This window comes from Paenibacillus sp. FSL R7-0210 (assembly GCF_038009085.1).
Taxonomy (GTDB): Bacteria; Bacillota; Bacilli; order Paenibacillales; family Paenibacillaceae; genus Paenibacillus_AQ; species Paenibacillus_AQ silagei.
In genome coordinates, this window is record NZ_JBBPAR010000001.1 from 1,931,061 (window position 1) to 1,956,981 (window position 25,921).

Annotated in this window: 24 protein-coding genes; 22 read left to right on the plus strand and 2 right to left on the minus strand. The window is 51.7% G+C overall.

Annotation, left to right across the window (positions count from 1 at the left end; all coding sequences use genetic code 11):
• Window positions 1-23 precede the first annotated feature (23 nt).
• The 10 genes from dpsA to MKY64_RS08425 all read left to right on the plus strand — a co-directional run bounded on the left by dpsA (window position 24) and on the right by MKY64_RS08425 (window position 11,784).
• The gene (gene dpsA / locus MKY64_RS08380; RefSeq protein WP_036724738.1) at window positions 24-920 is read left to right on the plus strand and encodes a dipicolinate synthase subunit DpsA; all 897 of its coding nucleotides are present in this window, start codon (window positions 24-26) and stop codon (window positions 918-920) included.
• A complete protein-coding gene (locus MKY64_RS08385) occupies window positions 921-1,517 on the plus strand; it encodes a dipicolinate synthase subunit B (protein WP_036724740.1) in 597 nt (198 codons plus the stop codon).
• 218 nt (window positions 1,518-1,735) lie between these two features.
• Window positions 1,736-2,956, plus strand: a complete 1,221-nt coding sequence (gene dapG, locus MKY64_RS08390; RefSeq protein ID WP_036692638.1) for an aspartate kinase — start codon at window positions 1,736-1,738, stop codon at window positions 2,954-2,956.
• A 16-nt stretch (window positions 2,957-2,972) separates the two neighbouring features.
• Window positions 2,973-3,848 carry a 4-hydroxy-tetrahydrodipicolinate synthase gene (gene dapA, locus MKY64_RS08395; RefSeq protein WP_036724741.1) on the plus strand — a complete coding sequence of 292 codons (876 nt, stop codon included), beginning with the start codon at window positions 2,973-2,975 and terminating at the stop codon, window positions 3,846-3,848.
• A gap of 624 nt (window positions 3,849-4,472) precedes the next feature.
• Window positions 4,473-6,158 (plus strand): ribonuclease J, encoded by a 1,686-nt coding sequence (locus MKY64_RS08400; protein WP_036724742.1) that lies wholly within the window; start codon window positions 4,473-4,475, stop codon window positions 6,156-6,158.
• 153 nt (window positions 6,159-6,311) lie between these two features.
• A complete protein-coding gene (locus MKY64_RS08405; RefSeq protein WP_036724743.1) occupies window positions 6,312-6,809 on the plus strand; it encodes an RNA polymerase sigma factor in 498 nt (165 codons plus the stop codon).
• A complete protein-coding gene (locus MKY64_RS08410; RefSeq protein ID WP_051477966.1) occupies window positions 6,806-7,825 on the plus strand; it encodes an anti-sigma factor in 1,020 nt (339 codons plus the stop codon). Before MKY64_RS08405 ends, MKY64_RS08410 begins: the two co-directional genes overlap by 4 nt.
• A 182-nt stretch (window positions 7,826-8,007) precedes the next feature.
• Window positions 8,008-8,802, plus strand: coding sequence for a ClpP family protease (locus MKY64_RS08415; protein ID WP_036724744.1), 795 nt, complete (start codon window positions 8,008-8,010; stop codon window positions 8,800-8,802).
• On the plus strand, window positions 8,799-9,014 hold the full coding sequence (locus MKY64_RS08420; protein WP_036724745.1) for a YlzJ-like family protein: 216 nt from the start codon (window positions 8,799-8,801) through the stop codon (window positions 9,012-9,014). The genes MKY64_RS08415 and MKY64_RS08420 overlap by 4 nt, the downstream gene beginning before the upstream one ends.
• A gap of 97 nt (window positions 9,015-9,111) precedes the next feature.
• Window positions 9,112-11,784 (plus strand): FtsK/SpoIIIE family DNA translocase, encoded by a 2,673-nt coding sequence (locus MKY64_RS08425; protein WP_036724746.1) that lies wholly within the window; start codon window positions 9,112-9,114, stop codon window positions 11,782-11,784.
• A 139-nt stretch (window positions 11,785-11,923) separates the two neighbouring features.
• Here the strand turns inward: MKY64_RS08425 and MKY64_RS08430 are convergent, their stop codons facing one another.
• Both MKY64_RS08430 and MKY64_RS08435 read right to left on the minus strand, forming a co-directional pair.
• Window positions 11,924-12,469, minus strand: a complete 546-nt coding sequence (locus MKY64_RS08430; protein WP_036724748.1) for a DUF402 domain-containing protein — start codon at window positions 12,467-12,469, stop codon at window positions 11,924-11,926.
• Window positions 12,470-12,656: 187 nt separating this feature from the next.
• Window positions 12,657-14,633 carry an AraC family transcriptional regulator gene (locus MKY64_RS08435; RefSeq protein ID WP_036724750.1) on the minus strand — a complete coding sequence of 659 codons (1,977 nt, stop codon included), beginning with the start codon at window positions 14,631-14,633 and terminating at the stop codon, window positions 12,657-12,659.
• Window positions 14,634-14,805: 172 nt separating this feature from the next.
• On the opposite strand from MKY64_RS08435, the gene sleB reads away from it, so the two are divergent.
• The 12 genes from sleB to recA all read left to right on the plus strand — a co-directional run bounded on the left by sleB (window position 14,806) and on the right by recA (window position 25,852).
• On the plus strand, window positions 14,806-15,657 hold the full coding sequence (gene sleB / locus MKY64_RS08440; RefSeq protein ID WP_036724779.1) for a spore cortex-lytic enzyme: 852 nt from the start codon (window positions 14,806-14,808) through the stop codon (window positions 15,655-15,657).
• 145 nt (window positions 15,658-15,802) lie between these two features.
• Window positions 15,803-17,083: an EF-P 5-aminopentanol modification-associated protein YfmF gene (yfmF, locus tag MKY64_RS08445; RefSeq protein ID WP_036724751.1), complete on the plus strand. Its 1,281-nt coding sequence runs from the start codon at window positions 15,803-15,805 to the stop codon at window positions 17,081-17,083.
• A gap of 2 nt (window positions 17,084-17,085) precedes the next feature.
• Window positions 17,086-18,366, plus strand: a complete 1,281-nt coding sequence (gene yfmH / locus MKY64_RS08450) for an EF-P 5-aminopentanol modification-associated protein YfmH (protein ID WP_340952182.1) — start codon at window positions 17,086-17,088, stop codon at window positions 18,364-18,366.
• Window positions 18,366-19,133, plus strand: a complete 768-nt coding sequence (ymfI, locus tag MKY64_RS08455; protein WP_036724753.1) for an elongation factor P 5-aminopentanone reductase — start codon at window positions 18,366-18,368, stop codon at window positions 19,131-19,133. Before yfmH ends, ymfI begins: the two co-directional genes overlap by 1 nt.
• A 132-nt stretch (window positions 19,134-19,265) precedes the next feature.
• Window positions 19,266-19,526 carry a DUF3243 domain-containing protein gene (locus MKY64_RS08460; protein WP_036692667.1) on the plus strand — a complete coding sequence of 87 codons (261 nt, stop codon included), beginning with the start codon at window positions 19,266-19,268 and terminating at the stop codon, window positions 19,524-19,526.
• A 132-nt stretch (window positions 19,527-19,658) separates the two neighbouring features.
• Window positions 19,659-20,441: a DUF3388 domain-containing protein gene (locus MKY64_RS08465; RefSeq protein ID WP_036724755.1), complete on the plus strand. Its 783-nt coding sequence runs from the start codon at window positions 19,659-19,661 to the stop codon at window positions 20,439-20,441.
• A 48-nt stretch (window positions 20,442-20,489) separates the two neighbouring features.
• Window positions 20,490-21,437: a RodZ domain-containing protein gene (locus MKY64_RS08470; protein ID WP_339249024.1), complete on the plus strand. Its 948-nt coding sequence runs from the start codon at window positions 20,490-20,492 to the stop codon at window positions 21,435-21,437.
• Between the two features lie 83 nt (window positions 21,438-21,520).
• Window positions 21,521-21,682: a hypothetical protein gene (locus tag MKY64_RS08475; RefSeq protein WP_179090467.1), complete on the plus strand. Its 162-nt coding sequence runs from the start codon at window positions 21,521-21,523 to the stop codon at window positions 21,680-21,682.
• Between the two features lie 231 nt (window positions 21,683-21,913).
• Complete coding sequence (locus tag MKY64_RS08480) at window positions 21,914-22,405, plus strand: YajQ family cyclic di-GMP-binding protein (protein ID WP_036724757.1); 492 nt, start codon at window positions 21,914-21,916, stop codon at window positions 22,403-22,405.
• Window positions 22,406-22,554: 149 nt separating this feature from the next.
• Window positions 22,555-23,142 (plus strand): CDP-diacylglycerol--glycerol-3-phosphate 3-phosphatidyltransferase, encoded by a 588-nt coding sequence (pgsA, locus tag MKY64_RS08485; RefSeq protein WP_036724758.1) that lies wholly within the window; start codon window positions 22,555-22,557, stop codon window positions 23,140-23,142.
• A gap of 58 nt (window positions 23,143-23,200) precedes the next feature.
• Window positions 23,201-24,490, plus strand: a complete 1,290-nt coding sequence (locus MKY64_RS08490) for a competence/damage-inducible protein A (protein ID WP_340952183.1) — start codon at window positions 23,201-23,203, stop codon at window positions 24,488-24,490.
• Window positions 24,491-24,787: 297 nt separating this feature from the next.
• A complete protein-coding gene (gene recA / locus MKY64_RS08495) occupies window positions 24,788-25,852 on the plus strand; it encodes a recombinase RecA (RefSeq protein WP_036724761.1) in 1,065 nt (354 codons plus the stop codon).
• Window positions 25,853-25,921: the final 69 nt, after the last annotated feature.

Below are 25,921 nucleotides of genomic sequence, written 5' to 3' on the forward strand. Positions count from 1 at the left end.
TTGTGGAAAGGAGCGTCATCCCTATGCTTACTGGCATCAGGATCGTGTTCCTGGGCGGGGACGCGAGACAAATTGAAGTGATTCGGAAATGTGTGGAATTGGATGCGGCCGTAAGCGTTGCCGGATTCGATACATGGGATGCCCCATGCCCGGGGGTAAGCCTGGAACTGTTGTCGCCCGAGCTGCTAGGTGAAGCGGATGTGCTGGTGCTGCCGGCGGTCGGCTGCGATGATGAGGGTTACATTAATGCGCTGTATTCTTCGGAACGCCTCCAGCTGCGGGAGGAGCACATCGCGGCACTGCCGTCCCGGGCATTGGTATACACCGGCATGGCTAAAAGCTATTTGCGCGGCCTGTGTGCCGGTCATTCGCTGAAGCTGGTGGAGCTGCTGAACAGGGATGATGTGGCGATCTACAACTCTATTCCGACAGCGGAGGGAGCTTTGGTGATGGCCGTACAGAACACGGACTTTACCATACACGGCTCCACATCGATGGTGCTGGGGATGGGCCGGACCGGCTTCACCATGGCCAGAACCCTCCAGGGAATGGGGGCAACGGTCAAAGTAGGCGTCAGGAAGCAGGAGCACTTTGCAAGGGCGGAGGAAATGGGCTGGAAGCCTTTTATGACAGAGGATTTGCTGCTGCATGCGCCTGAGGCGGATCTGATCTTCAACACCATACCCGCTATGATTATCAACGCACAGGTCCTGTCCCGGCTTCAGCCGCACTGCGTGATCATCGATTTGGCGTCCGCACCGGGCGGATGCGACTTCCGTTATGCCGAGAAGCGCGGGATCAAGGCGATGCTGGCACCGGGCCTGCCCGGGATTGTTGCCCCCAAGAGCGCCGGAATCATTATGGCAGGTGCGCTGGTACAGTCGATATCGGACGAGACTTTAATCAGGGGGGATGAATGAATGGATTGGCACGGAAAAACAGTAGGTTATGCCATTACCGGCTCACACTGTACCTTCGCTGAGGTGATGCCGCAGATTCAGCGGTTCATGGACTCAGGAGCGAATGTGGTGCCGATTGTGTCTGCTTCGGTACTGAACACGGATACCCGCTTTGGAACCTCGGAAAATTGGTTAAAACAGTTGAAAGATATAACAGGGAATGATATCATTTCTACAATTGTTGAAGCGGAGCCGCTGGGTCCTTCCAAGCTGCTGGATGTGCTGACGATTGCTCCCTGCACAGGGAACACAACAAGCAAGCTGGCGAACGCGATGACGGACAGTCCGGTGCTGATGGCAGCCAAATCGCAGATGCGCAACGGGCGTCCGCTGGTGCTGGCGATCTCGACGAATGACGGACTTGGGCTTAACGCTGCGAATATTGCGAAGCTCCTGGTAGCCAAACATATTTATTTCGTCCCGTTCGGACAGGATAATCCCGAGGGGAAGCCGAATTCGCTGGTGGCGCAGATGGATCTCATTCCCGAAGCCTGTTACGCCGCCCTGCAGGGTCACCAGTTACAGCCTATGTTAGTACAACGATTTCATTCTGCATAGCTTATATAATCAGTACAAGATTGGCCCGGAAGAGCGAAGTTTAGCTGACGGACCCATAAGCTTCATTTCTGCCGTCCTCATCCCGGGGGCGGCACGAACAATTTTACGCTATAATAAGAGTCAGGTTATCGCAGCTACGAACACTTCTGCCTCGCGGGGTGATTTATTTCACGTAGGGTTCAGTAAGTCTGCTGAGAGAAGCAATGGAGGAATTATACATGGGTATTTTGGTGCAAAAATTCGGCGGAACCTCACTCTCCACACCAGTGGCCAGAGAACACGTAATCCGTCATGTCAAACGGGAGCTGGCCAGCGGGTTCAGCCTGGTGGTCGTAGTCTCGGCTATGGGCCGCAAGGGGGAGCCCTATGCTACCGATACACTGCTTGATCTGGCGGTTCAGAGCGGGAATTCACTGCCGGACCGGGAACGGGATTTGCTGATGTGCTGCGGGGAGATCATCTCGGCGGCCAATCTGTGCGGTCTGCTGGAGCAGGAGGGCATTCGGTCAACGGTGCTGACAGGAGCGCAAGCCGGATTCCTGACCGACAACAGCTATGGCAATGCCAGAATCCTGGACGTGCGCACAGAACGCATTCTACGGGAACTGCGTGAGCATAAAGTAGTAATAGTAACCGGTTTCCAGGGTCAGACTGAAGCGGGTGATTTCACCACGCTGGGCCGCGGAGGAAGCGACACCTCAGCTACAGCCCTTGGGGCTGCGCTGCGTGCGGATATGGTAGACATCTATACGGATGTGGACGGAATACTCACTGCTGATCCGCGGATTGTTGAAGATGCAAGACAGCTTACTTATGTCAGCTACACCGAGATTTGTAACATGGCGTATCAGGGAGCCAAGGTCATTCATCCACGGGCTGTGGAGATTGCCATGCAGGCGCAGATTCCGGTGCGTGTACGCTCGACCTTCTCCGAAGCGGAAGGGACGCTTGTGACCCATCCCGAGGGCTTCAGTGATGTATCCCATGGAGTGGTGGACCGGTTCGTCACAGGGGTTGCCTATGTCAGCAATATTACGCAGATCTCGGTGGAATGTCCGGAGGGCAATGGAACCGGGGTGCAGCTGCAGATCTTCAAAAGCATGGCCGATAACGGAATCAGCGTGGACTTCATCAATGTGACACCGACCGAGGCCGTATATACCGTGTTCGATGACAAATCGGAGCAGGCGATTGCTGCGCTGCAGGAGCTGGGCCTGCGTCCCAAGAGCTTGTCCGGCTGTGCCAAGGTATCCGTCATCGGCGGGGGCATCAACGGTGTTCCGGGAATTATGGCACATATCGTCGAGGCGCTCAGCTCGCAGAACATCCAGATTCTGCAGTCTGCTGATTCCAACACAACGATCTGGGTTCTCGTGAAAAAAGAAGATATGGTGCAGTCGGTTCGCGCCCTGCATGCCAAGTTTGAATTGCACCGCTGACAAGGAGGAATTCAAAGTGGATTTCGGAAGACTGATCACCGCAATGGTTACCCCGTTTGACGGGGAAGGAGAAATCAACTGGGAAGCAACTTCAAGGCTGGTCGATTACCTGATCGAGGAACAAAAGTCCGCTGCGCTCGTAGTCTGCGGAACCACCGGCGAATCGCCGACCCTAACCGATAAGGAGAAGCTGAAGCTGTTCTCCTTCGTGAAGCAGCAGGCAGCCGGACGCTGTAAAATTATTGCCGGCACCGGCAGCAACAGCACCAGACATTCCACCGAGCTTACTAAGGAAGCCGAGAAAATCGGCGTGGACGGTGTGCTTCTGGTCGTCCCTTATTACAATAAACCGAATCAGGAAGGGCTCTACCAGCATTTCTCTGCAATTGCTGCTGCGACTTCACTGCCATGCATCTTGTACAATGTGCCAGGACGAACGACAGTAAGCATGAGTGTAGCTACCACCCTGCGTCTGGCGGAGATTCCTAATATTGTGGCTACGAAGGAATGTGCTTCGGTAGACCAGATTACATGGATTGCCTCAGCTTGTCCTGAAGACTTCCATGTCTACACCGGAGATGATTCCGCCGGTCTCGCGACGCTTGCTGTGGGAGGACACGGTATTATCAGTGTGGCCAGCCATGTTGTCGGAGCACAGATGTCAGAGATGATCGAGGCCTTCACCTCCGGGAATGTCCGCCGTGCAGGCGAGCTTCACCGGCAGCTGTTTCCGGTCTTCAAGGGACTGTTCGAGTGTCCGCAGCCGCTGCCGAACCCCTCGGCCGTGAAGTATGCGCTCGGGCTGCGCGGGATGGATGTCGGCTCGGTCCGCCTGCCGCTGGTTTCACCGACGGAAGAAGAGGCGGCATTCATTGCTGCCCTGCTCAGATAAGTTAGTCCAGGCATGGATAAGTGAATAGGCGAAGATAGGTACAACGGCAACCGGCCGCTCTTATGGAGCGGCCGTTTTTTTACGTTACGGACTTCTGGCTGCCGCAGATCGCATATGGTAATTATTTCTCCAGGATTAACTCTATGTTAAAAAAGTCAGGCATTGCAGCGTTTTTTGCTTGTCTTTTCCTTAAATATTGGCTGTTTGTTAAGGAAAGAATAGGACCAGGTACAGGGTGACTTGTCTTTTGCCAAAAAAATCATGTATAATGAACTTAAGTGACTTGGTGCGGTTAATTGAATATGCGGTAATCTTCCGGCAATGCGGATTTGTTGCATTGTAAGACAGGATAGGTCCTTGAATAAGTCTGTGCTAAATATGCCGGATTTACGCGCGAGGGGCGCGGTGGTGGAATTTTGAGGGCATTTGCCCGCTTCAAGAGGATATTACTGCCCGGATTCGGGAGTTTAGACCTGTGCAAGTATACAGACTTACCGGGAATTCCTTGTCGAAATAAGGAGTTAACAGCAATTTGATGTATATTACAGCGCCGCTGAAATATTGAAGCTCATTGTTAACAAATAAAAAGTATGACGTCCAACATCATAGGAGGGTTAGATTCATTTGTCCAAAAAAAACAATAACAACAACGACAAACTGACGATATTCGCACTTGGCGGAGTCGGTGAAATTGGTAAGAACATGTACGTAGTTCAGTATGGCAACGACATTGTAGTCGTAGACGCCGGTCTGAAATTCCCTGAAGAAGATATGCTGGGTATTGATATCGTAATACCGGATATCTCCTACCTCACCGAGAACCGTGACAAGGTAAGAGGGATTGTTCTTACGCATGGCCATGAGGATCACATTGGCGGCTTGTCTTATGTGCTTAAGAACCTGAATGTTCCGGTATACGGAACAAGACTTACCCTGGGTCTTGTGGAGAACAAGCTCAAGGAAGCGAACCTGCTGGGTGAAACTAAGCGGATTCTGATTAACGAGGATTCCGAGGTTGAACTGGGCACATCGCTTAAGGTAACCTTCTTCAGAACGAATCACAGTATTCCGGATTCTGTCGGGGTATGCATTGAGACACCAGAGGGCAACGTTGTCCATACCGGTGACTTCAAATTCGACCACACGCCAGTCAACGGTCAATTTGCCAATCTGCACCGCATGGCTGAGATCGGATCGAAGGGCGTTCTGGCCCTGCTGTCTGACAGCACCAATGCCGAGAAGCCGGGCTTCACGCCTTCGGAGAAGAATGTCGGCATCGTGCTGGAAGATATTTTCCGCAAAGCTGAACAACGTGTGGTAGTAGCAACCTTCGCTTCCAACGTGCATCGTATTCAGCAGGTAGTGAACGCTTCTGAAGCAACCGGACGTAAAATTACCGTTATTGGACGAAGCATGGTTAACGTAGTATCCATTGCTTCCGAGCTTGGCTATCTGCATATCCCTGACGGCATGCTCATTGAGCCTGAAGAGATGAACAGAATGGCAGGCAACCGTGTGGTAGTACTGTGCACAGGCAGCCAAGGCGAGCCAATGTCGGCGCTGACACGCATGGCGCGTTCCAGCCACCGCAAGGTAGACATTATGCCGGGCGACACCGTTATTATTGCGGCTACACCGGTACCGGGTAATGAGAAATATGTAGGCCGTACCATTGATGAATTGTTCCGTCTGGGTGCCAATGTTATCTACAGCGGCTCCAACTCCGGCGTTCACGTATCCGGTCACGGCAGCCAGGAAGAGCTGAAGCTGATGCTCAACCTGATGAAGCCGAAATACTTCATGCCGATCCACGGTGAATACCGGATGCAGCGCAAGCATGCACTTCTGGCGGAGTCTGTTGGCGTAGAGCCAAGCAATATCTTCATCACCGAGCTGGGTGAAGTGATTGAGATCTCCGGTGGAGCTGCACGCAGAGCGGGTAAGGTAACTGCCGGTAACGTACTGATCGACGGGCTGGGTGTCGGCGATGTGGGTAACATTGTATTGCGTGACCGTAAGCTGTTGTCGCAGGATGGTATTCTGGTGGTTGTGGTTACCCTCAGCAAGCAGAACGGAGCGATTGTCTCCGGTCCTGACATCATTTCACGCGGATTCGTATATGTACGGGAATCGGAAGGCCTCCTGGATGAAGCAAACCGGATTGTTGCGGGTACGCTGCAGCGTCTGATGAGTGAGAAGGTCAATGAATGGGCTTCCCTGAAGACCAGTGTCAAAGACTCCCTCGGCCGTTTCCTCTATGAGCAGACACGCCGCAGACCGATGATCCTGCCGATTATTATGGAAGTATAAGAGAAGCATTTCTTAACAATATAGCTTTGGCAATAGCCTCTTTTCCCGGAAATATTGGACGGTTTCCTGGGGAAGGGGGCTTTTTTATGTTTTTTTCACTGCACAAAACAACATTTGGGCAACCTGACCGTTATACAAGCAAGGAGGTGCAGCATGGAGCCAAGAGACTTGGAGAAGGTGCTCCAACCCAAATTGGCGGAGATCCGCCGCTACTTGATCCGCCTCGGTGCCGGGACCTCAGATGCAGAGGATATTGTGCAGGACACTGTGTACAAGGCGCTGCTGTATCTGGAAGCGATCGATGAGCGCAAATTCAGTGCCTGGTTGTATAAGGTTGCGATCAACCGGTATTTTGACCTGTGCCGCAGGAAGAAGAAGTTCCAATACAGCGAGGAAGTGGAGGTTCATCCTGCGCCTGAGCATGAGCTCCCGGAAGCGGTGCTGCTGCGCCGGGAGCGCAAGGAGAAGATTGAAGAGGTGCTGGCCGGTATGATTCCAGCCAACAGGCAGCTGATTCTGCTGAAATATGAAATGGAGCTGTCCTACAAGGAAATTTCCGCCATGCTCGGCATCACGGAAGGAACAGTGAAGGCTACGCTCTACCGGGCGCGGCAGCAATTTCAACAATTATATGGAGGTGAGGGCGAATGACTGCCCCATGGGAAGAAGCAGAAGACCAGAATATTATGACCACCCTGAAAAAAACCAAACGGAAGAGTATGATACGCAGTATCCTGATTTCACTCGGAGTCAGTATACTTACGCTGCTGATCGTATTCTATGGAGCAGCGCAGCTTGTAGGTCATCTATCCATGAATGCCCACTATAGCGAGCAGCAGTATATGAGGATCAGCAGTCCCAATGAATTCGATTCCGGCTACAAGGATAACCGCGGCTTTTTGTCAGGCGTCCTGGAAATGAATACCTACAAGATTGTCGATGACGTACCTATCCCCTGGAAAACCAGATGGCTCAATTACAATCCCTGGTGGTTCCCCTTCACAACGGGGGCGTACGGCGGCGTGTCAAACCTGACTGTAGAAGATCCGCGTATGAAGCAGGAGGGGTACGAGTATTACCGGAATTACAATTCCGACAATGGACAAAGAGAAATGGCCTTCTATATTCCGGGCGTCGATTATGGCGGGAGAATTCTAAATGATCTTCCCGAGCTGGATAAGATGAACGAAGACAAGCGAGTGGAACTGGCCGTGTCTTTTGACAAGGATTATTCGTTCGAAGAGGTGGAAGGCCTGCTGCCCGCAGGCGCAAAGCCGGTCTGGTACTGGGTCGATTCGTATGATGACCGCGAGGGGTTCAACTTCAAGCCGTATCCAAATGAGAATGATCCCGCTAAAATGAACTATCCGACCCCGATGAGTGCGAATTACGGAGTCTACGGGTTCGGCGTCCAGCCGGACTGGGATCAGGCGAAGCCCGAGGATTTCATCGGCGCAGTACAGATTGGGGTAGACAAGAAAGACAATCACCACAGTGAGTATCAGCGTATCTTCAATTATTTGAAAAAAGACAAGCCTGCACCGGAGGCCGGGGATGTACGGATACTGGGGGTGGTTGTGACCGGGACGGCGGACGGGTTAAAGAGCCTGAAAGGTCAGACCTACGTGCGCGGAGCAGCGCTGGGTGCGGTGGTGGACAAATACTAAAATATGAAATACAGAGGGCGGCCCTTTAAAGAGAGGGGCTGCCCTCTTGAATTAGCAGCAGAAAAATACAAGTGCAATTTATATAGTGCATAAGGGAGTCCCCCGGAATGTCATACTAATAGAAATCAGAATCCTGAAGCACACGGACGGGTGTTGCAGGCAGAAGGGGAGCGCTGTGTACGATGGAAATCACAGAAGCAAGCAAGGCGGGCGGAGGGCGTAACGAAGAGATCCTGCCAGGGGAGATTAAACCAGCAGTAAATGAGCCGGTTCCTCCAGGAATGCCGGGACCTGTGGGGGTGCTGAAGGAGCTGGGGCAGACGGCGGTGCCGACAGGGGAGCCGGATATTTTTTGCATGACGATTATAGGACAAATTGAAGGGCATTTCGTCTTGCCGCCGCATAACAAGACCACGAAATACGAGCATATCATTCCCCAGCTCGTTGCAGCTGAACAGAGCAAGACCATTAAAGGGCTGCTGATCATTCTCAATACGGTCGGCGGGGACGTAGAGGCTGGACTGGCCATTGCCGAGATGATCGCTTCCTTGTCGAAACCTACGGTAACAGTTGTCATCGGCGGCGGTCACAGCATCGGTGTACCTATAGCGGTATCCTCCACGTATTCCATTATTGCTGAAAGTGCCACCATGACGATCCATCCGATCCGGATGAACGGTCTGGTGATCGGCGTGCCGCAGACCTTCGAGTACATGGAGCGTATGCAGGAGCGGATGGTGAAATTCGTGACCTCTCATTCCCGCATCACGGAAGTGCAGTTCAAGGATCTGATGTTCAAGACCGGAGAGCTGAACCGCGACATCGGTACCGCAGTGGGCGGGCAGGATGCCGTCAGGTATGGTCTGATGGATGAAGTGGGCGGGATAGGTGCCGCACTCGCCCATTTGAACCGGATGATTGCTGCTGCCCCCACTCTGACAAATGAGACACTTCCGCAAGGAGGGCTGCCCCAATGACCTTTTATACCATTTTGCCGATGGAGCAGGTATTCGAGGGGGCACTGAGTTATGCCTCTCCCGTGCAGGAGATGACTATTCAGGGCATGCTGATGCAGGTAGAGCTGCTGGATGGAGGTCAGGCGAAGGTGGTCCGGCTGCTGCAGTGTCCGCTGGATAAATATCTGGATGCGGCCTTCTCCCCGGGTGCAATCGTTCAGCTGGACCGCTAAGTACGAACAACCCCCCTAAAGATGCATATTCTGACAAAAGAGAACATAGGTACGCCACGCCATTATATGGTATAATGTTGACTCGGGGGTGGCTGGCGTGGCTAAACGGAGAAGAAAGAAGAAGAAAGCGCTGCTGGGCAGTGTTTTAAAATATGAAATCTACGGAATTCTGCTGATTACGATTTCCGTCATTGCTTTGTCGGGGGAAGCGGCTGTCGGCCGCTCGCTCTCAAGCATGGCAGGTTATTTGCTCGGCAGATTCTATTTTGTGCTGCCGCTGGCGGGAACCTTTTATGGTCTGATGGTAATGATTCACAGGAAATGGCCGTCCACCTGGAACAGCCGCTATACCGGCGGCCTGCTCCTGCTGTTGTCCATGTGCCTGATGAGTACCATATCGGCGATGCAGCAGAAGCTGGGCCCGCTTGGGATGCTGCATCCGGGCAATGTACTGTCTCAAATACATAATGATCTATCCGGCGCACTCTCACCGGGCGCCGGCGACAGCAGCGTGTACATGTTGGGCAAGGACATCAGCGGGGGGTACATCGGTGCGCTTGAATACGCTGCGCTCCTGTGGCTGTTCGGCAATCTGGGCGCTAAGCTGCTGATGATTGTATTGCTGGCCATCAGCTTCATGCTGATTACCAATCTCTCCTATGTAGAGCTGTTTACCTTACTCCGGGTAAGGGCCGTCAAGCTGATTGAAGGAATTAAGCTCCGGGCGGCGAACCGCCCGGCTGCCGTTCCAGTGGTCAACAGCAGACCGGCCAGAGCCAGCAGAGTTACAACGCCGGAACCTGCGGATGATGACGATTACTTTGAAGAGGACGACAGATCGGGTCAGCAGCTGCCAAGACGCGGACAGTCGAAGCTGCTGGGCAGAATTACCGGATGGTTCAGCGGGGCTGCCCGCCAGAATCAGCAGGAAGTCATGGATGATCTGGAGGAAGAACTGCCGGATATTATCATTACTGATCCGCGGGGTGGTCCGGTCATCTCCGGAATGACAGCAGAGGGAGGTGTTCCTCTGGAGGAGTATGGCGAGGAGGACTTCCCGGATGAGGAGCTTGAGCCTGTAACGCCGATCATCCGGGACTTCTTCGAGCATATCCGCTCGGAAGGGCTGAATGCCGAGGACCGGGAGGAATGGAGCGAATTCTCACCAGCGGCACGTGGTGGTGCTGTAACCGGAATAGGTGCTGCTGAGCTTACGAGAGCGGGATCAGATTCTGTTCCGTCAGGGGAATCCGGGGAGGGTATACTGCCTGTAGAGCTGGACGGGCTGCCGGGAACGGCAGAGGAGGGCGAAGCGGCTCCAATTATACCGCCTCCACCTCCGCCCAAGCCGTACAAGCTGCCGTCCTTCCGTTTGCTGGCTAAGCCGAGTAACGGGGCGAAGGCGGGCGATCAGAATGATTATATGCAGACGGCACGCAAGCTGGAGGCTACACTGGAGAGCTTCGGTGTAAGGGCCAAGGTGCTGGAAGTGGTTCGTGGACCGGCAGTGACCCGGTATGAGATTCAGCCGGATATCGGCGTGAAGGTCAGCCGGATTGTCAATCTTACCGATGATATTGCCCTGGCACTGGCAGCCAAGGATATCCGTATGGAAGCGCCGATTCCCGGCAAATCAGCCATCGGTATCGAAGTGCCGAATTCGGAGGTCTCGGTCGTCACCATGCGTGAAGTGATGGAGACACAGATTTTCCAGGAGGCGGATTCACGGCTGTCCATTGCCTTCGGGCGGGATATCTCCGGCCAGACGATTATCGGCAATCTCGCCAAGATGCCCCATCTGCTGGTAGCAGGAGCAACCGGCTCCGGTAAATCGGTCTGCATCAACGGTATTATTACCAGCATTTTATATAAGGCTAAGCCGAATGAAGTGAAATTCCTTATGGTTGACCCTAAGATGGTCGAGCTGAATGTATATAACGGCATTCCGCATTTGCTGGCTCCGGTAGTGACAGACCCCAAGCGTGCCAGTCTGGCCTTGAAGAAGATTGTGGTGGAGATGGAGAAGCGGTACGAGCTGTTCTCCAAATCAGGCACACGCAATATGGAAGGCTATAACAACCTGATGAAGGATAATCCGGCAGCAGTACTGCCCTATATTGTTGTCATCGTGGACGAGCTTGCCGATCTGATGATGGTTGCGGCCAATGATGTAGAGGATGCGATCTGCCGGCTGGCCCAGATGGCGCGGGCGGCGGGAATTCATCTGATTATCGCCACACAGCGTCCTTCGGTTGACGTTATCACCGGCCTGATCAAGGCGAATATTCCTTCGCGGATCGCCTTCGGCGTCTCTTCGAATGTGGATTCCCGGACCATTCTGGATATGCCGGGTGCCGAGAAGCTGCTTGGACGCGGTGATATGCTGTTCCTGCCAATGGGGGCTTCCAAGCCGATTCGTGTCCAGGGCGCTTTCATGAGCGATCAGGAAGTAGAGACAATTGTACAGTATGTCAGCAGCCAGGGGGAAGCGAATTACGATGAGTCGCTTGTGCCTGAGGTGGACGACACCATGAGCGAGGATCAGGAGCCGCAGGACGAATTGTATGAACAGGCCGTCCAGATTGTCCTGGAAGCCAAGCAGGCCTCTGTATCGCTGCTTCAGCGGCGTATGCGCGTCGGTTACACCCGTGCCGCACGCTTGATCGACTCGATGGAGGCCAGAGGCGTAATCGGCCCTTACGAGGGCAGCAAGCCGCGTGAGGTGCTGATGTCACTGGAGCAGTATCAGCAGAACAGACTCAGTTCATAAATGTAAAAAGCTGTCCCGCAAGCCATGAATGGCTGATTGGGACAGCTTTTTATTAGAGGTTCTTTTCGATAACGTTGATGTTATGTGTCCCGAACAATCCCAGTATAAATGGGTGAGGTTGTTGATTTTTTTATCAGACTTACTTTTGGAGCATATGTAAAAGAATATCTTGATGTTGCTCTGAAAGCTGCAACAAGGTGAATTTCCCGTCTTTGATAAGGGAATTAATTAAGTCTGCCTCTTGTCTTGCGAGGTTATATAGAGAGCTGTCAATTCTGCCCTGAAGCAATGCTTCATCGAGTTCTTCCGAATCCTTTTGGATTACTGCACCTGACGGCAAAACGACAATATCTAAGAACAAATCGTCCATCCAAGGCACGTTATCCTCACTTACACCATTTCTATAGCATATATCAATATACCACTGTACAATCTGCCCTTGCTCGTCAAACATTGTAGTCACTGAATGATGCTTATCAAGAGGGAATTGTTGAAGCCACGAATACCCATCATTTACAATGCAAACCTTTTGGTCAAAGTATTTTACGTACAACGGCTCTTTAACTTTGGCAATCTTCAGAAGTGATAAGTAGCCTTTAAAATTATCTGTTTCAAGATATGACTGGACATATTCTCTTTCCAATACACGTTTCCAATCTGAACGGTCCCCATATTTTCTCTTCAAATGTATAGCTCCCTTCACCTAAGAAGTGTTCTTTCCTAATTGTATCAAAGCGGAGAATCAGCAACAATATTGAACCTGATTATAGGTTGTTTTACATCTAAAAACAGAGCAGCGCTTCTCCAATATAGGGGAGCGCTGCTCTGTTTGGATTGTGCCTAACTTTATTTTGCGAATGGTGCCATTGGTATTACTTCACCCGGGGAGCTGCAAGCAGAGCATCAACCATGTAATCAAGCTGCGCATTTAGGGAGTAGATATCATTGTAATACGATAATCCGAAGTCGATATTCATTAACCGGCCTTCCTTGACTGCCGGAATACTGTTCCAGATCGGGTCTCCCGTCAGGTCAGTCATTCCGTCATAAGAGGAACGGAAGATATAATCTCCGCTGTAATCGGTAATGACTTCAAAGGATACAGACTCCCCGCCGACATCGGTCTTGCTATCTATTTTTTGCTGAATCTTCTCCGGTGCCTTCATGCCAAGATATTCATATAAGACCTGCGAACCCCGGCCATACTGTTTGCTCATAATCACTAACATACTGCGTTCTCCGCCGCCTTCCATGATGGAGATGGTCGAATCTAGAATTCCCGCTTCCTTCAGCTTCAGCTTACTGTCCTCCACTTTGGCATTGAAATCATTTAATAGGCTGGTGGCCTGATCTTCCTTATTAAGAGTGTGTCCAATAAAGCTGACCCGCTCAGCGGTTGTCATTTTCTCATAAGGCACCAATACGGTGGGTGCGATATCATGCAATGCATTGTAAGTTTCCTCGGAAGGAACGATAATCAGATCGGGATCAAGCGATAAGACAGCTTCCGGGCTGGCCTCGAACCAACTTCCCAACTTCTGTACATCTTTCAATTCGTTCTCGAAGGCAGCACCTTCATTTACACTAGAGACACCTACGGGCTTAATGCCCAGCGCCAGAACATCGCCCAGCAAGTACAACACAACGACACGCTGAGGATTGGCAGGCACCTCAATATCCCCTTTTATTGTAGAGATTGTCCGGGTCTGTGCCTCGGCTGCAGTGTTGTCAGGGGACGTTGTAGAGGATGCCGTCGCAGCAGGCGAAGAGGTTGGCGTATTGCTGCCGTTGCCCGCCGTCGTTGTTGTGGCAGTTCCTGAGGAACAGGCACTTAACACTATGGTGAAGCATAACAACAAGGTTAACATTAGGGATGGCTTAGACGTTCTGAACATGGATGACGCTCCTTTTAGATCATATTGATAATGATTATCATCATCAATATATCCGAGAGTGCCTTCACGGGCAATGTCATTTGCAGACAGCGCAGATATCATATCCCGCCACGGGGAAGCGGCCTGCACAGAATTTTTGTACCTTACTGGTGAGTTTCCGAAGTGCTTTTTGAACATTTTTCCAAAAGAATACGCATCCGGATAGCCCACAGCAGCTGCAATATCATGCAGTGTGGCTTCTGTGCCCAGCAATAGCTCACGTGCCTTGTCCATGCGAATCTGAACCAGATATTGGGCGGGGCTGCTCTGAAGCCGCATGCGGAATAACCTCGATAATGTCCTCGGGCTGGTGCCCAAAGTGTCGGCTAGTGTATCCAGGGTGAACGGCCTGCTGTAAGAATCATGCATATAGCGTACAGCCTGGTCGAGCACATCTGCTCTAAGCGGGTGCAGCTCCTGCCCCTGCATCTGATGAAGCAGCTCATGGACCCACTGATAGAACAGGGCTTTGACATGCAGATGCTCAAGGTCGCGGCCTGTCTGCCACTCCCCATACATCTGGTCTAGAAGCTCATACAGCGGCAGGGGATGGGCCGGAGTGCAATGATATGACGCGGTAAAAGGCTTGCTGCGCTCCAAAAGCGCTGTAAGATTGCGGCGCGCAGGCAGGGTTAACGTTGTACGGTACATAATAAGGTAATATTCCAGAATTTCATGTGTTTTTAGCAATTTAATCGTAGTGCCTTTGCCCCCGTGAAAGACAGTTGCGCCGCTGATTTCATATCGGCTGTCATCTATAAGCAGACTTGCGCTGCCGCGAACGATATACAGGTATGTACTAGCCGGAAGGCGATACTTCAGCGGAGGTTGTCCAGAAATGAATGAGGCCTTGCGGATATCGATAACTTCTACAGCAGCATGGTTCCACAGTACAATATGGTCCTTAAAATCCATGTTTCTTCTCAACTCCTGTTGTTTCATAACCCAAGTATAGTTGATAATCGTTCTCAGTTGCAATGAATTTACGGTTCCTTGATTTGCGGTCATGCATAGGAAGTCCTGCCAGTCGTCATAATAACTTTAGCCATTCATGCAGAACTTCCAAGAGAAAGGTAGAGCGAATCCCATGACAAAACATAAGCAGTGGATCATTGCCGCCGTTACCCTTGCCCTTGCAGCTGCACCGTTTGCCGGTGCAGTCTTCAAAGATCATGATTTGATCTATGCCAAGCCATATGCAGCAGAACAGGTTGCCGCAGATAGCCCTGATGAAGGGGAGGAAGCCATGCCCGTGTTCGGCACAACTCCGCTTAAGGTCGGCTCCTCCGGGCAGGATGTCTATGAGTTGCAGGGAAGATTGAAGTACCTTGGTTATTTTAACGGGAAGATTGACAGCCAGTTCGGGACCAAGACGAAGAATGCTGTCACCTGGTTCCAGTGGAAATTCGGCCTGAAATCCGACGGGGTAGTCGGGGCCAAGACGAAGCTTAAGCTATACAATGCGACTACAGCCTGGAAGCCGACAGCGCCCGAGACGTCTACCGCCCAGAAGAAAGCGCCCTCCGGCGCAGCTGCAGCCAAAACCAATACGGCTGAACTGTCCTCCGGCAATACCATGGGCTTGTCCGAAAACGATCTGAAGATCATGGCTAACGCGGTTTACGGCGAGTCACGCGGCGAACCTTTTGAAGGACAGGTGGCTGTAGCCGCAGTCATTCTTAACCGTGTAAAATCCCCAAGCTTCCCAAATACGCCTTCGGGCGTCATTTTCCAGCCGGGAGCCTTCACCGCCGTTGCTGACGGACAGATCTATCTGGAGCCTAATGAACAGGCACGCAAGGCAGTGCAGCAGGCACTGAGCGGCTGGGACCCGTCGGGCGGCTGTATCTATTACTTCAATCCCAAGACGGCGACTTCCAAGTGGATTTGGTCCCGTCCGCAGGTGAAGACGATCGGCCAGCATATTTTCTGCATGTAGCTTACTGTGTCTGTATACAACCCTCCGTAAGAGCAACCGGTACGCTGTCCTCCGGTTGCTTCCTTACTTTGGAATGGTTTAGAATGGATAATACTTCATAAACTTGTTATAGAGCATCCATCCACGCTGCAAAGGAGTTTTGGACTTGACTAATAATGCATTTCAACATGGCCATGCCGCAGGCATGCGCATACATGTTCTGCCGACCAAGGCGTTCAAGACATTCGCCATCTCACTGTATGCAGGCGTTCCGCTTGAAGAAAGTACAGTGACTTCTACCGCACTGGTTCCGTTTGTACTCCGCCGGGGGACAGCGTCCTATCCGGAAACTACTCAATTCCGCGAGCGTCTGGAGGAGCTGTACGGTGCCGGCTTCGGCTTCGATATTTATAAACGCGGGGATTACCAGATTGTCCAGTTCCGGATGGATACGATCAATGATTCCTTTGTGCAGAGCAAGGAGAGCCTGCTTGGTGAATCCTTTGCTTTTCTGGGAGAGGTATTGACCCGTCCCCTGCTTGAGAATGGAAGCTTCCGGGCTTCTTATGTAGCTACAGAACGCGAGACGATCCGCAAGAAGCTGGAATCCATTGTGAATGACAAAATCCGCTACGCGGCAGAACGCTGCATTGAGGAAATGTGCCGCAACGAGCCTTACCGTCTCCATCCCCTCGGTCAACGGGCCGATCTGGATGCTATCACGCCTGAGACGCTGTACCAGAGCTATACCTCCTGGCTGAATGGAGCTACGCTTGATCTGTATGTTGTGGGCGATACCACACCTGAGGAGGTCGAGAAGCTGGTGATAGCTCATTTTGGCCGGGCCCATCACTCCGAAGCCGGAGGCTACACCTCGGACTTCACTCCGGTATCGGTTACGGAAGTGCGGACGGTAGAGGAGAAGCTGGATGTGAATCAAGGCAAGCTGAACATGGGGCTGCGGACCTCGATTACCTACAAGGATGACCGGTATGCTTCCGCGCTGATGTACAACGGTATTCTTGGCGGTTACCCGCATTCCAAGCTGTTCGTCAATGTCCGTGAGAAGGAGAGTCTGGCGTATTACGCCTCCTCCCGTTATGACGGGCATAAGGGCATCGGAACGATTCAATCGGGGATCGAGACCCAGAACTACGGCAAAGCCGTTGATATTATCCGCAAGCAGCTAGATGAGCTGAAGGCCGGCAATATCACTGACCTGGAGCTTAGCCAGACGAAGGCGATGATCCGCAACCTGCTGTCCGAGATTCAGGATTCGGCGTTTGAGATGATTTCCTTTGATTTCAACCGCCAGCTATCCGGCAAAGACCGTTCTGCCCAGGAGCTGATGGACCAGGTCGACGGCATGGGGGCGGCTGAAGTGAAGGCTGCAGCGGATACTTTTGAGCTGGATACGATTTATTTCCTGACAGGGAAGGAGGAATAGGGATGGAGAAGCTCCATTACGAACGGCTTCAAGAAACGCTTTATCACGAGGTTATGGATAACGGACTGCAGGTGTATGTGCTGCCGAAGCCGGCTTTTCTCAAAACCTACGCCACCTTTGCCACGAAATACGGTTCGGTAGACAATCACTTCAAGGTGGCGGGCAGCGAGGAGACTACAGTACCGGACGGAATTGCCCACTTCCTGGAGCATAAAATGTTCGAGGAGCCGGAAGGCGACATTTTTGCCACCTTTGCGTCGAATGGCGCATCGGCCAATGCCTTCACCAGCTTCGACCAGACGGTCTATCTTTTCTCGGCCACGGAGAACATTGAGCAGAATCTCAGCACGCTGGTTGATTTTGTGCAGCGTCCTTATTTTACCGATGAGAACGTGGAGAAGGAGAAGGGAATTATTGGGCAGGAAATCAATATGTATGCCGACAATCCTGACTGGCGCGTCTATTTCGGGCTGATTGAAGCCATGTATGCTACTCACCCGGTTCACATTGATATTGCCGGAACTATCGAATCCATCTCAACCATTACGAAGGAAACGCTGTACACCTGCTACAACTCCTTCTATCATCCCAGCAATATGCTGCTGTTCGTTGTCGGCGGAGTGGACCCTGAGCAGGTATTTGAACTGATCCGCAGCAATCAGCAAGGCAAGAGCTATGAGAAGCAGGGTGAAATTACGCGTATCTTCGCGGAGGAGCCTGAGCAGGTAGCCTCGAAGCATGTGGAGAGCCGACTTGCTGTCTCCATTCCCAAAATGATGTTCGGATTTAAGGAAAAGGTGGATGGTCTGATCGGTGAAGCGGCGGTGCGCCGTGATCTGACCACGAAGCTGATGCTGGACCTGCTGTTTGGCAGCAGTACGGCATTGTATCAGAAGCTCTATGACGAGGAATTGATCTCGGACAGCTTCGGCCATGAATTTAACAGCTCTGCGGAGTATGCCTTCTCGGCGATCGGCGGCGATACCAAAGATCCGGGTCTGCTGCTTGAACGGATTAAGGCAGAAGTTGGACGCATTCTGGAGACGGGCTTCGCGGAGAAGGATTTCGAACGGGCCCGTAAAAAGAAAATCGGCGGCTTCCTGCGGATGCTGAATTCGCCGGAGAGCATTGCCCATGAGTTCACCCGTTACCAGTTCCGTGGAGGAGATCTGTTTGAAGTGCTTCCCCTGTATGAATCGATCACTCTGGATGAAGTGAATGCCCGGCTCCATGATCATGTGAACTGGGAGCAGCTGGCCGTATCGCTGGTGGTGAGTCCTTAATGATGTTACCGGGAGAGGACAGCAAACCGATTGGCGAAATGACAGTGCTCATTACCGGAGGCAGCGGGGGAATCGGCGGCGCGATCGCTGAGCGTTTTGCTTCGGTGGGAATGAACATTGTGATTCATTATATGAATTCGCATGAAGCGGCAAATGATGTGGCCCGGCGCTGTCTGGCGCTGGGGGCGAAGGTAATGACCGTAGCGGCGGACATGAAAGACCGCAGTCAGCTCGTACGCATGGCCGAAAGGCTGGAGAGCAGCGGCATGATGCCGGATATCCTGGTCAATAATGCCGGTAAAGCTCATTATGGCATGTTAGCCGATCTGACCGAGGAGGAGTGGGACGATATCATGGCGGTGAATCTGAAGGGCACCTTCATGTGCAGCCAGATTTTCATGCCTTATATGGTCACGCAGCGTTACGGCCGGATCATTAATGTGTCTTCTGTGTGGGGAATCTCGGGTGCCTCCTGTGAAGTGGCTTATTCGGCCAGTAAGGGCGGAGTTAATGCTTTTACCAAGGCGCTTGCCAAAGAGCTGGCCCCCTCCAAGGTCACTGTGAACGCTGTAGCGCCTGGAGCAGTTCACACGGCCATGCTGTCCAATCTGCAGGCGGATGAACTGAAAATGCTGGAGGAGGAGATCCCTGCGGGGAGGCTGGCTACCCCTGAGGATATATCCTCGCTTGTTTATTTTCTGGCACTGCCTGAGTCCGGTTATATTACGGGTCAGGTCATCAGTCCGAACGGCGGCTGGATTACGTAATAACCGGTATAATGCCAGGAACCATGAGCCTGCTCTGGAGAAATGCTCCAGCATAAGACCTTCCGGCTTGAGACATATTATAACTGTTGCTTCTAAATCTCAATATCATTACAAACCTGAGGAGGATTTAAGATGTCAACAGATTCCGTAGTGAAGAACTTTGATACCTGGAAAAGTTTTTTGGGCGACCGGGTCATTCAGGCTGAAAAAATGGGGATGAGCGACGAGACCATCACCAAGCTGGCGTTCGAAATCGGGGAATTCCTCGATAAGAAGGTCGATCCGGGCAACTATTCCAACCGGGCCATCAAAGAGCTGTGGGATGTCGGAACGGATGATGAGAAGCATACCATTGCCGGACTCATGGTCAAACTGGCGAAGAAAAACGCATAGGTACGCGGAAGAAGCTCCCCTTGCGGGAGCTTTTCTGCAATTATTACAATCGTGTCCTTGCCTTTCAATTTTTTTTTATATATCATTAACATGACCCGTGTATCTGAAACAACATGCAGGGAAAAGGAATCTATGAGGTGCGCACAAGTGGAATATAAACAATGGTATATGGAGTATAAGATACATAAGAACAGACCCGGTCTGTTAGGCGACATTGCTTCCATGCTGGGGATGCTGGAAGTCAATATTCTGACGATTAACGGCGTGGAAGGCAAGACGCGCGGAATGCTGCTGGAAACCAGCGACGATGAGAAGATCATGCTGATGGGCGAAATGCTCAAGAAAGTTGATAATATAACGGTTACGGCACTCCGTACACCGCGGCTTGTGGACCGGCTGGCGGTCCGGCATGGACGGTATATCGACCGGGATTCGGATGACCGCAAGACCTTCCGCTTCACCCGCGATGAGCTCGGGCTGCTGGTCGATTTCCTGGGCGAGCTGTTTAAGAGAGAAGGCAATCAGGTTATAGGACTACGTGGCATGCCGCGGGTAGGCAAGACAGAATCGATTATTGCCGGCAGCGTCTGTGCGATGAAGCGCTGGACGTTTGTCTCCTCTACGCTGCTGCGCCAGACCGTCCGCAGCCAGCTCGCCGAAGACGAGATGAATCCGCATAATGTATTTATCATTGACGGGATCGTCAGCACCATCCGCTCGAATGAGAAGCATTATAACCTGCTGCAGAATGTCATGAGTATGGCAAGCACCAAGGTGATTGAGCATCCTGATATTTTTGTGCGGGAGTCCGAATTCACCTTCGATGACTTCGATATTATTATTGAGCTGCGCAATTCACCGAACGAAGAGATATTGTACGAGTCGTTTACGACAAGCTACAGTGAAGATCTTTAATATATTTCATTAAGAGCATTGCTCACACAACATTCAGGAGGTGATGGTATGTCGGAACTGGGCCGGCATTTGAAGGAGGCTCGTCTGCAAAAGGGGATGAGTCTTGATGATGTCCAGGAAGTAACAAAGATCCGCAAAAAATATTTGGAAGCCATCGAAGCAGGGGATTATAAAGTGCTTCCCGGCAGCTTTTATGTCCGGGCTTTTATCAAAACCTATGCCGAGGCGGTCGGGGTCAACCCGGATGAGCTGATGGAGGAGCACGGCAATGTGCCTGCTGCTCCCGTCGATACTACCATGGAGACCGTGATTCAGAAGCGCAGCCGCAAGCCTGAAACGGAGCGTAACGCCAAGTGGCTCCCGACCTTGCTGATGTGGACCTTCCCGGTGCTGATTCTGGTGGTCATCTACTTATATGCCTCTTCCACGATGAATAATGATTCGCCGGAGAAAGCGGATAATGCAAGCATGACTACCGCGACGCAAGATCCGGCTAAGGCTAAGCCTTCTCCTACTGCCGCTGGAGGCGGTGCAGTGCCTTCAGCGACAGCGGATGCGGCAGCTACACCTGATGCAGGAGCCGCGGCAACCACTGCGCCTGCTGCAACTCCAGAGCCGTCTCCATCGGCTTCTCCGGGTGCTGTCACCGTTACTCAGGACCGTAAATCGGGCAAGACAACGATCTATAAGGTCTCCGCGCCTGCCGGAAGCCAGGTTCAGGTCGTGATTGCCTCAACCGGAGTCAGCTGGCTTGAAGTGTACAAGGGCGAGAACTCCAAGGGGGAGAAGCTCAGCTTCGGGAACACTAAGGCCGGCGATAATCTCAGCTTCACGCTGGACAGCGAAGGCATGTATATCAAATCGGGATATTCACCGGCTACCGCGATTTCGGTCAACGGACAGGCTATTACCGACGGCAAAACCTCCTCGCGTCTGCTGCTTGAACTGGACAGCGGTACGGACGGCGCTGCTGGCGGGAGTACTACCGGAGAATAATACATCCGATGTATAGTCTTTGGCGGATTGGAGAACCTAGAAGTGTTTAACAGTTCTCTCGCCAAAGTGAGGTGTATTCTCTCATGACCGTCAGCTGGATTGTAACAGGGCTTGGCATTATTGTCAGTCTCCTGGGGTATTATTTGACACCGGGCGCCTGGGGATATGGTATTCTGGGCTTTGGACTGGCACATGTTCTGCTGGGGATTCTGGATATGTTCCGGGCTCCTGCACGCAGCAGATAATATTTAGAGGTGAGCGTCTCCTGGACAGGTTCCGGGAGGCGTGTTTTTAGGTGCAAATATAAGAATTTATATGTTTACGCTATAAATTATCCTTCTATTTCTCGCTGAAACGGTACCGTCCTTACAAAGGACGGAATGCCGTTTCCACTTGACTCTTTTCCAGTATTAGACTTAAGAGCCCCTATCTCATATAATAGGAACAGACTAATTGGAAGTAAAGGATGTGGAACCATGAGTTCAGAAAGTTCATTTGATATCGTATCCAAGATGGATATGCAGGAGCTGACCAATGCGGTTCATCAAACCGAGAAGGAAATTGATAACCGGTTTGATTTCAAGAACAGCAAGAGCAGCCTGAAGCTGGAGAAGGATGCGCTTGTCATCGCCTCAGAGGATGAATACAAGCTGAATGCAGTTATTGATATCCTCCAGACCAAGATGGTGAAGCGGGGAATCACGCTGAAGAATATGGATTTCGGCAAAGTGGAGCCGGCTTCGCTCGGCACGGTGCGCCAGCGGCTGGGACTGCGGCAAGGGATAGACCAGGAGAATGCGAAGAAGATCAATATTCTGATCCGCGATTCCAAGCTGAAGGTTAAGAGCACGATCCAGGGTGATCAGATCCGTGTGACTGGCAAAAGCCGCGACGATCTCCAGCAGATTATCCAGCTTTTACGCAAGGCTGATTTGCCGCTTGATTTACAGTTTAACAATTTAAAGTAAGATCATGTGCCCCGCAGTGTATACTTACCTTACTTGCGGGGTGCTTCATGTTTTTTTGACACTTATTTATGGCTATAATATACTAGCTAAGCAGTTTTGAAGAAAATGCTGGAATACCGGATTCGTATGGACTAGGGGAGGAAACTTCAGTGAATTTACCCAACCGCATCACATTAGCACGTATTTGCCTTATCCCAATCATGATGTTTTTTCTGCTGGTGGACTTCAGCTTCTATCCGGAACCGATACATTGGGGCTCCTTTCAGCTTTCAATTAATCACTTGGTCGCGGCAGTTATTTTTCTGCTGGCAGCCAGTACCGATGGAATTGACGGTTACATAGCCAGAAAATATAACATGGTCACCAATCTGGGCAAGCTGCTCGATCCGCTTGCGGATAAGCTGCTGGTCTCGGCCGTGCTGATCTCGCTGGTCGAGCTGGGAAGATGCGATTCCTGGATTGCCATTGTCATCATCAGCCGCGAGTTTGCCGTGACCGGCCTGCGCCAGGTGGCACTGCTGGAAGGGAAGGTAGTGGCTGCAAGCAAATGGGGAAAGGTAAAAACAGTGATTCAGATTGTTGCTATTTCCCTGCTGCTGCTTAACAATTTCCCGTTCCAGTTCGTCAGCATCCCTGTGGATGACATTGCCATCTGGGCGGCAGCCATCATTACCATTTACTCTGGCATTGATTATTTCGTGAAGAATAAGGATCTGCTGGATTTGAACAAAGCCTGAGAGGCTGGAACAGGCTGAACCTTGCAGGATACCTACAATCAGGAGGAGAACGTCAGCTATGAAAGCAGAGATTATTGCCGTTGGAACAGAACTTTTACTTGGACAAATCGTGAACAGCAATGCCCAGTTTCTTTCAGTCGAGCTGGCTGCATTAGGCATTGACGTTTATTTTCAGACCGTTGTGGGAGATAACAAAAGCCGCCTTCTGGAAGCGATCCGGATTGCTCAGAGCCGGGCGGATGTTATATTGTTCACGGGCGGCATTGGTCCGACCGAGGATGATCTGACCAAGGATGCGCTGGCTGCGGCGCTTGGCCGGACCCTGCACATCGACCAGCTGGCCATGGATCATGTGCAGCGCTTCTTCGATGACCGCAAGATTGTAATGACTGAGAATAACCGCAAGCAGGCGCTTGTCATTGAAGGGACGACTCCTCTGTCCAATGATACCGGCCTTGCGGTAGGGATTGCTTTTGCAGAAGAAGACAAATATTATATCGTGCTGCCCGGCCCGCCCCGGGAGATGAAGCCGATGTTCACGGATAAGGCCAAGCCATGGCTTCAACAGCATGCACTTACTGGTGAAATGCCGCTCTACTCGAAGATGCTGAAGTTCGCCGGGATTGGCGAGTCGCTGCTGGAGGACAAGCTGATTGAGCTGATCCGCAGCCAGAGCGATCCAACGATTGCCCCGTATGCGAAGGAAGGCGAAGTGACCGTGCGCATCTCCACCAAGGCGCCGTCCGAGCGGGAAGCTATGGTCAAGCTCGATGCTCTGGAGAAAACGATTGCGGACATTCTTCCGGAGAATCTGTATGCTAACATCGATGTGCCGCTGGAGCAGCTGATTGTGGACTGGATGGCGGATGCGGGACTCACTCTGAGTGCTGCCGAGAGCTGTACAGGCGGTCTGCTGATGGAGAGCATTACGAATATTCCGGGCAGCGCCTCCATGTTTGCCGGAGGGATCGTGTGTTATTCCAATGATATTAAGAAGAAACTGCTGAATGTGCCTTCCGCCATGCTTGAAGGTCCGGATGCCCCGGGAGCGGTGAGCCGCGAGGTTGCGGAGGTACTGGCTGAGCAGGTGCGTATGATCGGTGACACGGACTTTGGCTTATCGGTTACCGGTGTAGCCGGACCGGGATATTCCGAGCGCAAGCCGGTGGGTCTTGTGTTCGTAGGAATGGCTGAGCGGGGCTGCAAGACAGAGGTATATGAGCTGAATCTGAAGGGCACCCGTGAGAACATCCGGCTGCGGACCGTCAAGGCGCTGCTGTACCGGTTGTGGCGCCGCCTGGAAGAACGCAAGGTTGCTACTCCGCTGGAAGGCTCGGCCTTGCAATAACTGTACGGGCCGGTATATAATTCATGTATACGGAAGAACCGTGGCTTGAGCGATCATGCTGCGGTTTTTTGTTTTATATTAGGTATAATAAATTATCCTTTGGCTGTTCCTATTAACGTAAGAAGCGGAAGAGAAGCACCTGCTGAGTTTTGCATCCGGAAGGAGGTATGTATCTTACAATAAAAGGGAGTATTATCCCCGGGAGCAAAAAAAACGAATGTATGTTCTAAAAAAGACTTGGCAAGCCCTTCAAAACACGTTATGATAATACTATAAACAGTGAAGGAAGTGGTCTGATTGTCAGATCGTCGTGCAGCGCTTGATATGGCGCTTCGTCAAATAGAAAAACAATTCGGTAAAGGTTCGGTAATGAAACTGGGAGAATCCACTCACATGAAAGTGGAAGTTGTACCTAGCGGATCTTTGGCACTTGATATTGCACTAGGTATTGGCGGACTTCCCAAAGGACGTATTATTGAAGTATATGGACCGGAATCTTCCGGTAAGACGACGGTTGCACTTCATGCGATCGCTGAAGTACAGAAGCAGGGCGGACAAGCTGCCTTCATCGATGCTGAGCATGCGCTTGATCCCAAGTATGCCAAGGCGCTTGGCGTTAACATTGATGAACTGCTGCTGTCCCAGCCTGATACGGGTGAACAGGCCCTGGAAATCGCTGAAGCGCTTGTACGCAGCGGAGCAGTAGACATCATTGTAGTTGACTCTGTAGCAGCACTTGTGCCGAAGGCAGAAATTGAAGGCGACATGGGTGATTCCCACGTAGGCTTGCAGGCCCGTCTGATGTCCCAGGCCTTGCGGAAGCTGTCTGGTGCCATTAACAAATCCAACACTATTGCGATCTTCATCAACCAGCTTCGTGAGAAGATCGGCGTAATGTTCGGTAACCCTGAGACCACTCCGGGTGGGCGCGCTCTGAAGTTCTACTCCTCTGTCCGTCTGGATGTGCGCCGGGTAGAGAGTATCAAGATGGGTAACGATGTCGTGGGTAACCGCACGAAGATCAAGGTTGTGAAGAACAAGGTAGCGCCTCCGTTCAAGCAAGCGGATGTAGATATCATGTACGGCGAAGGAATCTCCAGAGAGGGAAGCCTTGTGGATATCGGTACGGAGATGGATATTGTCAACAAGAGCGGTGCCTGGTATTCCTATGAAGGCGAACGTCTGGGTCAAGGACGGGAGAATTCTAAGCAGTTCCTGAAGGAACATCAGGATATTGCTCTGCTGATCGAGAACAAGATCCGTGAGGCAAGTAATCTCACGACTCTGGTAGAGCCACCATCTGAAGCGGCTGTGGCTGCGGAGCAAGAGGAAGAAGAGAAGCTGCTGCTTGAGATTGAGTAATTAAGTACTCCTCTACTTCTAATTGAATAATGAAGTCAAGATGGATAGGCGCCCTGTGAAGATATAACA